The sequence below is a fragment of the Bacteroidota bacterium genome, from assembly GCA_037133915.1.
GTDB lineage: Bacteria > Bacteroidota > Bacteroidia > Bacteroidales > CAIWKO01 > JBAXND01.
In genome coordinates, this window is record JBAXND010000083.1 from 1 (window position 1) to 10,665 (window position 10,665).

8 protein-coding genes are annotated in these 10,665 nt (G+C 38.4%); all 8 read left to right on the plus strand.

From position 1 onward, the window contains the following. Positions 1–734: 734 nt before the first annotated feature. The 8 genes from WCM76_16275 to WCM76_16310 all read left to right on the plus strand — a co-directional run bounded on the left by WCM76_16275 (position 735) and on the right by WCM76_16310 (position 10,642). Complete coding sequence (locus WCM76_16275; protein MEI6767187.1) at positions 735–1,853, plus strand: hypothetical protein; 1,119 nt, start codon at positions 735–737, stop codon at positions 1,851–1,853. Between the two features lie 153 nt (positions 1,854–2,006). Beyond that, a complete protein-coding gene (locus WCM76_16280) occupies positions 2,007–2,297 on the plus strand; it encodes a helix-turn-helix domain-containing protein (GenBank protein ID MEI6767188.1) in 291 nt (96 codons plus the stop codon). 11 nt (positions 2,298–2,308) lie between these two features. Beyond that, positions 2,309–4,366 carry a BT4734/BF3469 family protein gene (locus WCM76_16285; GenBank protein ID MEI6767189.1) on the plus strand — a complete coding sequence of 686 codons (2,058 nt, stop codon included), beginning with the start codon at positions 2,309–2,311 and terminating at the stop codon, positions 4,364–4,366. Positions 4,367–4,726: 360 nt separating this feature from the next. Beyond that, positions 4,727–7,597, plus strand: a complete 2,871-nt coding sequence (locus WCM76_16290; protein ID MEI6767190.1) for an SNF2-related protein — start codon at positions 4,727–4,729, stop codon at positions 7,595–7,597. 8 nt (positions 7,598–7,605) lie between these two features. Next, positions 7,606–8,817, plus strand: coding sequence for a PDDEXK nuclease domain-containing protein (locus WCM76_16295; GenBank protein MEI6767191.1), 1,212 nt, complete (start codon positions 7,606–7,608; stop codon positions 8,815–8,817). A 7-nt stretch (positions 8,818–8,824) separates the two neighbouring features. Continuing rightward, the gene (locus tag WCM76_16300; GenBank protein ID MEI6767192.1) at positions 8,825–9,676 is read left to right on the plus strand and encodes a hypothetical protein; all 852 of its coding nucleotides are present in this window, start codon (positions 8,825–8,827) and stop codon (positions 9,674–9,676) included. Positions 9,677–9,730: 54 nt separating this feature from the next. Then, positions 9,731–10,492 (plus strand): hypothetical protein, encoded by a 762-nt coding sequence (locus tag WCM76_16305; protein ID MEI6767193.1) that lies wholly within the window; start codon positions 9,731–9,733, stop codon positions 10,490–10,492. A gap of 3 nt (positions 10,493–10,495) precedes the next feature. Then, positions 10,496–10,642 (plus strand): DNA methyltransferase, encoded by a 147-nt coding sequence (locus WCM76_16310; protein ID MEI6767194.1) that lies wholly within the window; start codon positions 10,496–10,498, stop codon positions 10,640–10,642. The last annotated feature ends 23 nt before the right edge of the window (positions 10,643–10,665 follow it).

Consider the following 10,665-nt stretch of genomic DNA (forward strand, 5'->3'; position numbering starts at 1 on the left):
TTGTTGCGGTTTGCAAAATAATATTCTGTATTTTTATCGGACAATAGTGATTTATAAATTGTAAATTAATTTGCGCGCCGGATATTTTAGCCATGACTCAGACTATATTTTGTGCATCAACCTAATGAGTTATCGGATCTTTCAATCAATTGAGGATGGTATCTGTTCAGCAAAAATACACAATTTTGCATATCATTAACAAATGTAGTATATTTACAAAATACTTGATTGATTATGACATTCGAAGAGGCATTCTATAAAGTACACGACCCAGTAATAATACAAAAGGTTAAAAGTATTTCGGATCATTATCATTCGAAATTTGGTCTATTTATCTGCCCATTAGAACAATCAGAGTTATTGGAATTCGTTAAAGATATTATAGAAACCCACGGTAATCCATTTAACGTAAGATTATTCTCTTTGAATCAAGAGTTTTGCGTTTGCGCGGTAGCATTCGCGAACATCCCATCAACATCATTTCATATTATCTGCAAGTAACCAAATTGCATCGGATACTTAAAAGATACTATAATATTGTTTCATTCTTATTCCAATGCTATTCCTTATTAGCGATATATATGGGTGATAAGATATTCGGCCTGACTCAAATCGCCCCGACTTTCCAATAAAATCAGCCCTTCTAAAATTTATTAACAATCATTAAAATAAACGCATCTATATGTAATTTTGTGTATTCCATTTCTATTTTGCTTCAAAAACCTGGACGTTTTATGATAAAAACGCTTACACAACATATGCACGTCCATCTCTTTGAAGAACTAATTCAGGGTCGGTACCGACCATTCCTTCCTAAATATTCTGACAATTCAAACCTTCAAAATATAATACTTGAGGCTCAAACACGCACTGTCAGTGTCCTCATAAAAGGCCAGGATGTCGATGAGTTCATCGCGGAAACCGACTTTCTTTCATTTGGATTCAAGGACGAATCAGACTTTGACATTATTAAGAAATCCGTACCGGGAGGAAAAACGGAGATCAGCGTTGTGCCAATGAAAGCATACGCCGGGCGCGAGGTTCTGGATATTCCCAGCTTCACCTCATTTAAAACAAATATCTTCCTTGAATTAATAATGGATGAGTTTGAACGGCTAAAAATACGTGCTGAGAAAAAATTTGAACAAACGGTCGACCGGAAAGAATTGACCGTCTATGCGGAAAAGCACATCGTTAAGACGAAGCTCCTGCTCTATGATGCAAAACTTCATTTGAATGACAACCACTCAAGAGACGACATCTACATTCTGCTTGCTCTGAGCATGGTTCTAATAAACACAATTCTGTTTTATCAGAAACTGTTTAAACCATTCCTGAGCATTACTCCCGAAACAAGGGAACAACTCAAATCAGAATTATTCAGCAGCATCGCGCTCGGACGTTTGAAAGCGCTTTTTGACATGCGCGGATCAGAATATTGCACGTTCATTAAAAAGTCTTACTTAGGGAAACCTTGCTCAGATGATTGCAATACTGCGGATACAAACGAAAATGGCGCTGAGACTTTTTCCGAAAAAAAGTCTTCTCAGCAAGAGCAAGGCTCACCAAAGTTCTATCCCGGTGTATGGAACGGCCAGATTAATGTTTTGATGGATATCTTCATCCAAATAACCGAAGAAATCAAGGTGTCCGACAAACCCCTATTCGACACATCCCCCGAAAATCTCCGTGCAATCATCATGGAGGTCTTTCTTGACAAGTATGGCAAGAGATTGAGCTATCACACTGTCAATACAAACCTGAAATCTTACCGCACCGACAAGCGGATCAAGGCAAATAGCCCCAAAAAGATCAACATCAAAGACATCCTTACCAGACCCGGTAAGGAATAGCGCAGTTTTGCGTCGATAAAACGGGCAATAAAGTCTTATTTAGTCCAAAGACCATTTTAAGACCAAAAGACTTTTCTTCCGGCTGTATCATTGCATCGGTTTTAGTTGCAACGAACCACAAACCGATTGTCAAACTTCAAACACAAAACAACTATGGATGTAATAACTATTGATAGCAATGCTTTTAAAGCAATCATGGAACGCATGAGCTCCCTTGAAGGCCGGTTCGCTCAAATTGTCACAAAGGCAAACAATCCGCTGACTGAGCGCTGGCTGACCGGAGAGGACGTGATGAAACTTTTGGGGTGCTGCAAAAGGACACTACAGAAATACCGGAGCAAAAGAATGATCCCGCACACCGCCATCGGGCATACATACTACTACAGGGCGGTAGATGTAGAAAAATTCCTTAATAAATACCACAACGACATTAAAGGCTACTAAGGGGAACCAATATGAAACAAGTAACCATTTTCAAGAATTTCAATGAAGCCATCGAGGTTCTTCCGATTGAAGAAATCATCAGCCGGATAAAATCTGGTGTGTACCGCAAGCAGGTTGAGCAACTCCGGATCCTTGTTGCGGAAGGCAAAAAGAAAGACTACACCGAAAAGAAAAAGTCATTGACGGCATTCACACCGTGCGGGACGTTTTCAAACGGGAGAAAGATCGAGACCATTTCAGCCTATTCCGGAATGCTTGTCCTGGATATCGACAAATTGAATGCACAGGAGCTGGCCATAGCCAGGGAAAAAGCAGGCAACGAAAAGTACAGCTACGCGATGTTTTTAAGCCCCGGGGGAAATGGACTCAAAATAATTGTTCAGGTGAACACCGGGCGCGAGCACCATCCGGCGGCATTCAATCAGGTGAAAGCTCATTATGAGAGTATCCTTGGTATCCCTGTCGATAAAAGCGGTCGGGATGTTTCACGTCTTTGCTTTGTATCCTATGATGCTGAAGCACTCCTGAAGCTTGATGCTAAACCGTTTCCAGTGAATACCAATCTTTCGCTGGAAAAGGATATTCAGAAAGTGACCGAACAGGTTGAGGCCGCCCGGCTGGATATGACAAGCGATTACAATAACTGGCGTGATATCGGGTTTGCTCTTTGCGATGCACTAGGCGAAAGTGGCAGAGGCTATTTCCACCGGATAAGCAGATTTAATCCTGAATACAACTCCGAAATCTGCAATGAGCAATACACAAAGTGTTTGCAAGGCACAGGCTCCGGAATTAAAATTCGCACGTTGTTCTTTATGGCCAAAAATCAGGGTATTGACATTACACCGGTTGAAAAGAAGTATCCGGAAATGTTTGACCAGAAGCCGGCGGAAGAGAAAACGGAAAAGCAGACGAAGATTCCGTACAATAAGTTTCAGCTTGCGAAAAAGTATCTGGAAAAGCATTACGAGATACGCTACAACGAAGTCTCCACACAGTTTGAATATAGAGAAAAAGGCACAGTTGAGTACCAGCCACTAAATGAGAACAGCATATTTATCAAAATGCAGCTGGATGGGTTAAATTTAAGTCTGAACAACCTCGTGGCCTTCCTCAAATCGGATTTTGTGAGCCGCTACAACCCGTTTCTGGAATACTTTGAAAGCCTTCCAGTATGGGACAAAAAGGTTGATTATATAAGACTTCTCGCAAGTTTCGTGAAGGTAAGCAATGAAGATCGAAACCGTTTCGACAACCATTTCAGGAAGTGGCTGGTTCGAACGATCAAATGCGCCCTGATTGACGACTATTTCAACAAACAGGCATTTATCCTGGTTCATGATCAGCAGAATAGCGGCAAATCGACCTTCTGCCGTTTCCTCTGCCCTCCCCGACTGAGGAACTATATCGCGGAAAACCTATCCGTTGACAAAGACAGCAGGATACTACTCACAACCAACATGATTATTAACCTGGATGAACTATCCACGCTCTCCCGGGTTGAGATCAACGCTCTGAAAAGTCTTTTTTCAAAAGACAAGATCAACGACCGTTTGCCTTATGACCGGCGAAACTCGATTATCCCCCGCCGCGCCAGCTTCATCGGGTCAACAAACCAGACCGAATTTCTGAATGACGAAAGCGGTAGCGTACGTTGGCTCTGCTTCATCATAAATGAAATTACTTGGAGTTACCGCGAGAAGGTGAATATGGACAACGTGTATTCCCAGGCCTATTTCCTGTACAACAAATCGGACTTTACATGCGACCTTAGCCCGGAGGAAATTGCCGAGAATGAAGCATACAACCGTCAGTTCCATATAGTGACCTCGGAAAAAGAGCTGATTGAAAAATACCTAGAACCGGCAACTGAAGCAAATCATACCAAGTTTATGACAGCAACTGAAATTCTGATCCATTTGGCCGAGAAAACCGATAATAAGGTACGATTGAATGCCGTACAAATTGGCAAATCATTGAAGTTGTTGGGCTTTGTTCGTGACAGGACTGGTAAAAATCGAAACTTTGGATATTACGTATCCGAAAAAATAACAGAAAACACCGATTAATCTTATCCATCTTATCCAGAAACGATATAATGCAGCATTGATAAGGCTCCCAGACCGGGTAAGATGATTTTTTGCGGGTAAGATGATTTTTCATCTTATCCGCTTTCTTTTGCTTATTGGTTGCGGGATGGGTGAGATCCGGATAAGATGGATAAGATGAAAGGTGGGTTTTAAGTAAATTTTCAGTTGAAAAAATTAATTCCAAGTGAAAAACGAGTAACTTTTAGGTTCAAAAAAGTATTATTAAGGTATTTTTAAGGTGGATTTAAGGTAATATGTCGAATTTTTAAATAAAATGAGACCGAAATGCCTGTTAATAAATTCAAAAGTCATACTTTTGAAAATGCCTTTTAGATTTCCATGAAAATTACTGCTTATCACGCTAAATATTTCGCTTTTGAGCTAACCAAACGTAGTCCTTCTGACAGTGTTGAGAAGCTTGCTTCCACATTAGTTGATGCACAAGTCGATTTAAACCCTCATCAAGTCGAAGCTGCCTTATTTGCTTTCCGATCGCCCCTATCAAAAGGTGCGATTTTAGCAGATGAAGTTGGCTTAGGTAAAACAATTGAGGCAGGTTTAGTGATTTCTCAAAAATGGGCTGAACAAAAAAGGAAATTACTTGTAATCGTTCCTTCAAATTTAAGGAAACAATGGAGCCAGGAGCTTCAGGATAAATTCTTTTTACCTTCTATCATCATGGAGAAGGCCTGCTTTGATTCCTTCATCAAAAAAGGAAAGCTCAACCCCTTTGAACAGGATCAGATCATTATTTGCTCTTATCAATTTGCAAAAGGTAAAGAATCCTACCTTCCACTCATTAATTGGGATCTGGTAATCATTGATGAAGCTCACCGATTAAGAAATGTTTACAAGCCATCAAATAAAATTGCAAACAGTATAAAAAACTCTCTTGCAAACTTTCCAAAGATATTAATGACGGCGACACCTCTCCAGAACTCCCTCCTTGAACTTTTTGGATTGGTAAGTATTATTGATGACTTTACTTTCGGTGATCTTAGCAGTTTTAAAAGTCAATTTACATATCTAAAAAACGATATCGATTTTGCTGAGTTAAGAACCCGGCTGATTCCTATTTGTAAACGAACGTTAAGGCGGCAAGTTTTAGAATATATCAAATATACTAACCGTCACGCCATTGTCGAAGAGTTTTACCCGACTGATGAAGAGCAAGAATTATACGATTTGGTTTCGGAATATCTGCAATCGCCCATACTATATGCTCTTCCCGCGAGCCAGCGCCAACTCATGACACTGATCTTGCGCAAGCTTCTGGCATCGTCCACGTACGCTATTTCCGGCACACTCTCTGCGCTTGCAGAAAAACTTGAAACTAATTTGCGTGACGATGGCCTGTCCCAAGTAGTGGCGGACATTCGGAAGGATTTTGAAGAGTTTGATGATATCAAAGACGAGTGGACAGAAGATGAAAATGAAAGTGATTCAAACCAGAGGCAGGCATACACACCCTTACAGATTGATGAGATAAAGACCGAAATATCTTCCTTAAAGCGATTCAATAAGCTTGCCCGGTCTATTAAAATAAATTCTAAGGGGAATGCCTTGATTACAGCACTTACAAGGGGGTTTGAGGCGACTGATCGAAGTGCGCCGCAAAAGGCTGTGATTTTTACCGAATCTGTGAGAACACAGAAGTATTTATTTGATATCCTTGAAAACACGCCGTATCAAGGGAGAATATTACTTTTCAACGGCTCCAATAACGATAATAAATCGAAAGAGATTTACCACAATTGGTTTGAAAAACATAAAGGCACGGATAAAGTTTCAGGATCTAAAAGTGCAGATATACGTGCGGCACTGGTTGAATATTTCCGTGACGAAGCAGTTATCATGATCGCAACAGAAGCTGCTGCCGAAGGAATTAATCTGCAATTCTGCTCCATTGTAGTTAACTATGACCTGCCCTGGAACCCTCAGCGAATTGAGCAACGAATTGGTCGCTGCCATCGTTATGGGCAACGTTTTGATGTAGTTGTAGTTAATTTCCTGAATAAGAAAAATGCAGCTGATCAAAGGGTTTACCAATTACTGGATGAAAAATTTAAATTGTTCAATGGAGTTTTCGGCGCAAGTGATGAAGTATTGGGAAGTATTGAGAGCGGAGTCGATTTTGAAAAGCGAATAGTTCAGATATACCAGAATTGTCGGACTATTGAAGAAATTCAGACATCATTTGACGAGCTTCAACAAGAGATGGAAAGCGAGATTGATGAGAAAATGCAGTCCACACGCCAGAAATTACTTGAGAATTTCGATGTTGAAGTTCATGAAAAGCTGCGCATAAACCTTGCTGAGAGTAAGGAATATCTAAATAAATATGAGAACTGGCTTTGGGAGATATCAAGATTTTGTCTCAATGGCTACGCGGATTTTTCTGATCAGGAACATTCCTTTTATCTAAAAAAGAACCCATTTCCCAATGAAAAAATTCACCCCGGGCCATACCGTACCGGTAAAGCCATAATAGATTCCAATGTATTTCGAATTGGTCACCCGCTGGCGCAGCGCATCATTCAAAAATGCAAAGAGATAGAAACGCCAATACAACACATTGAATTTGATTTGTCCGGAAGTGGAGTGATTGTAAATGTTTTGCAGGATTTGCAAGGTAAAGCAGGTTGGATAAAGGCCAATAATTTCACGATTGAATCTTTTGAAAAAGAAGATCACGTACTTTTATGTGGTATCACCGACCACAAGATGATTCTGACACAAGAACAATGTCAGCGAATATTTCGTCTTCCTGCGCAATTATTTGAAGCCGAGCTTACGGTTGATTATGAAAACGCTGGGCTACTCAAGGAAATACTGGCCGGCCTGAGTCAGGAAATAATTCAGACTAATGCGGAACGCAATTCCGGATTTTTTGATGCAGAATTGGAAAAACTTGATAAATGGGCTGAAGATGTTAAGGCCAGTCTGGAATTAAGGTTGAAGCAACTTGATGTGGAAATAAAAACCCTGAAAGCCGAAGCCAAAAAAATCCTGAAACTGGAAGAAAAAGTCCATGCCCAGCGCAAGATAAAGGAAATGGAAAAACGAAGGAATGAGATGCGGATGAATCTTTACCAACATCAGGATGATGTGGATGTGAAAAAAGAAAGCCTTATTTCCGAAATTGAAGCCCGGTTAAAACAAAATACAAACGTAACCGACCTTTTTACCATCCGTTGGACAATCAAATAAAGCATGTTATGAATTTTGAACTTCTTTTACAAAAATTACAATTTACACATGATACGCTTCATGCTTCGGCAGCCAAATCAGTGAATATTTCTCTAACATTGCGGAATTGGATTTATGGGTATTATATTGTGGAATACGAACAAAACGGTGACGACAGGGCGAAATATGGAAAAAAACTTCTCAAAGAGTTATCCAAAAAAATCAGTATTAAAGGTATCTCCGAAACTAATCTTAAAATATTTCGCCAGTTTTACCTTACTTATCCTCAAATAAGTCAGACAGTGCCTGACTTATTCAGAACTATGCAAATTGGTCAGACACCGTCTGACAAATCGCAAATCCTTTCAAAGAAATCAAATATTCAGACATCGTCTGAACAATTAACAGGAGGTGCGAAAAAAGAAATTTATCAGACAGTGTCTGATAAATCTAAAGTTATTGACGTTACTGCTATTCAGGCTGCAAGTAAAGCAAAAAGTAATACGAATAAAATAGGTCTTGATCCCGCCCGGATACTTCAAACTTTATCTTTTTCTCATATTGTTGAACTGGTCAAAATTGATGATCCGTTAAAGAGAGCTTTTTATGAAATTGAATGTGTGAAAGGAACATGGAGCATCAGGGAGCTTCAAAGACAAATTGAATCCCTGTATTTTGAACGCTCCGGTCTTTCAAAAGACAAAAAGAAGCTCTCTGAATTAGTAAACCAGAAAGCCATACAACTTAGCGCTAAAGATTTAATTAACGATCCCATTACCATAGAATTTCTTGGATTGAGTGACCGTGCGCTTGTTACTGAATCCGATTTAGAACAGGCATTACTAGATCATTTACAAATGTTCTTACTGGAACTCGGACATGGTTTTTGCTTTGAAGCCCGCCAAAAGAGGATACTGATTGACGACACCTACGATTTTATTGACATGGTATTTTACCACCGTATCCTAAAATGCCATATTCTGGTAGATTTGAAAACAGAAAAATTCAAACATGGGTTTGTAGGCCAAATGAACGCTTATCTTAATTACTATCGTAATGAAGTAATGCAAGAGGGTGACAACCCCCCAGTGGGCATATTACTCTGCACAGATAAGGGTAACACCATGGTAAAATATGCCACTGCCGGACTGGAGGAAAGTATTTTTGTGCATAAGTATTCGGTTATATTACCAAGTAAAAAAGAAATCGAAAATTATCTCGCTAGCTTAAATTACAAATAATTTTCATATGAGTTTTACAAGGGCCAATAACGAGTTATGTCTTTTGTGTGAGATTAATAAAGCTGATCAGTGCAATTCCCATATTGTTCCGAATTTTTTTACAAATGGACTTTTTCGTACCGATCACAAAAAATTCCCTTTCTATATTGGAGCGAACGGTGAAAGCAGAAAGACACAAGGAATTCCACATATTGACCATGTTTTTTGCTGTGAATGTGAAAGAAAATTTGCTGTTCTTGAAACCTATGTTGCTAATAAACTACGTCATTTGCATTCAATATTATGTTTTACAAAGTTCTCTGTGGCTAGAAATAGCCAACTTGCGTGGAAAACAAATTCCTCTCTTGATCCAGCAATATTTCGGCTATTTATTTACTCTATAATTTGGCGATGCGCTGCGATTTCGAAATTCTTTCCCGCCGAAACTGTTTCGGAAAATCAGACCAATCCTAAAATTGATTTTCGATTTTTCAATCATTTTATAATTCCAGATGAAATAATCATTTTGTTACAACAGAATCTTAATTCAATGATGGAGATTAGTCAACAATCTCTAATTGATAAACGAGATGAAATAAAAAAGGCTATATCATATTTCCCGATTGGATTTTTCACTTATGAAAAAAAAATTCTTGAAGAGACGAGAGTATTTTCACTTAACGCAGATAACGGAAGTTTTGTTTTCTTAAATTTGAATGATTACAAATTGGTTTGTTTGTTTTCCAATAATCGAATATTCGAATCAATTAATTCTGTCTTAATTGCGAAAAATGAAGATATTGTAAAAATTTGCACACTGCCAGATGACAAATGGAATAATATAGGTCAACAGTTTTATCATGATCTAATACGAAAATGAGTCATTAGGTAGGTTAACAATCGGAGAAAATATAGACCACGGAATTGGATTAAGATGAAAGACAAGGGAAATAACATAATACTATTGCAAGAAATTTTATTAAATACCACTTATCATATTGACGAGTTGCATAAAACCATTGATGTATTAGCAATACGTGATGGTAAAAATAAAACAATGTTGAGCTTTTTAATCAGAGAAAGACAATTGTTTGAAGCTGCTTATCTGTTGTTGGAGGGGTATAATACTAATCAAAAACTAAGGTTTCCAATTTTACTTTTATTAAGAACCGGCGTTTTAGATTTTATAACGTTAAGCTACTTGCTTAATATTCATGACAAATCAGATTTTTCAAATGCCATAAAGAGCCTTGATAGAAAAATTGTTAAACGGTTATATAAAAATGTGTGTAGTGCTGATTCTGGTTATTCCGTCGCAGAAAACAAAAAACATTTAGAATTATTGGTGAGCGCTTTTCCTGATCAATTTATTAATACCACATCAAAGCTCAGGGATGGAATAAAACCTTTAGAACCGACTGAACTTGCGGGAATATTAAAAACAGAGATGTTGAAGGATTATAAGTACGCTTATGATATTTATAGTTTGCTTTCTGTTTTTGAGCATTATCAATCCGCGGGAGATAGTTTTTTGAATCAATCTATAATTGATGCCTTTGAAAATTTTATAATCGGGAGCATTCTGATGATTACGGGCGTTTCTTTTATTTTCAATTATTTCAACGCCCCGGAAGATTTAAAACAAAAAATTCGTACAGAATTATTTAAGTTTGATCAATTTCAACAAAAAGACTAGAATATGTCCAAACAAAAACTCGAACTCACATGGATTGGCAAAGAAAATTCAGAATATGATATTGCCAATATAGAACCACGTATTTTGGAAGAAAACCCTGAATTATCTAATTGCTCTAATGTGGAGAATACGCGCAAACTGGTCCCCTAGTTCCGCGTTAAGCTGACCCCCTT

Coding starts and splice junctions, on each gene's coding strand:
- WCM76_16275 (MEI6767187.1), top strand. CDS start 735: ATGATAAAAACGCTTACACAACATATGCACGTCCATCTCTTTGAAGAA.
- WCM76_16290 (MEI6767190.1), top strand. CDS start 4,727: ATGAAAATTACTGCTTATCACGCTAAATATTTCGCTTTTGAGCTAACC.
- WCM76_16300 (MEI6767192.1), top strand. CDS start 8,825: ATGAGTTTTACAAGGGCCAATAACGAGTTATGTCTTTTGTGTGAGATT.
- WCM76_16285 (MEI6767189.1), top strand. CDS start 2,309: ATGAAACAAGTAACCATTTTCAAGAATTTCAATGAAGCCATCGAGGTT.
- WCM76_16305 (MEI6767193.1), top strand. CDS start 9,731: ATGAAAGACAAGGGAAATAACATAATACTATTGCAAGAAATTTTATTA.
- WCM76_16280 (MEI6767188.1), top strand. CDS start 2,007: ATGGATGTAATAACTATTGATAGCAATGCTTTTAAAGCAATCATGGAA.
- WCM76_16295 (MEI6767191.1), top strand. CDS start 7,606: ATGAATTTTGAACTTCTTTTACAAAAATTACAATTTACACATGATACG.
- WCM76_16310 (MEI6767194.1), top strand. CDS start 10,496: ATGTCCAAACAAAAACTCGAACTCACATGGATTGGCAAAGAAAATTCA.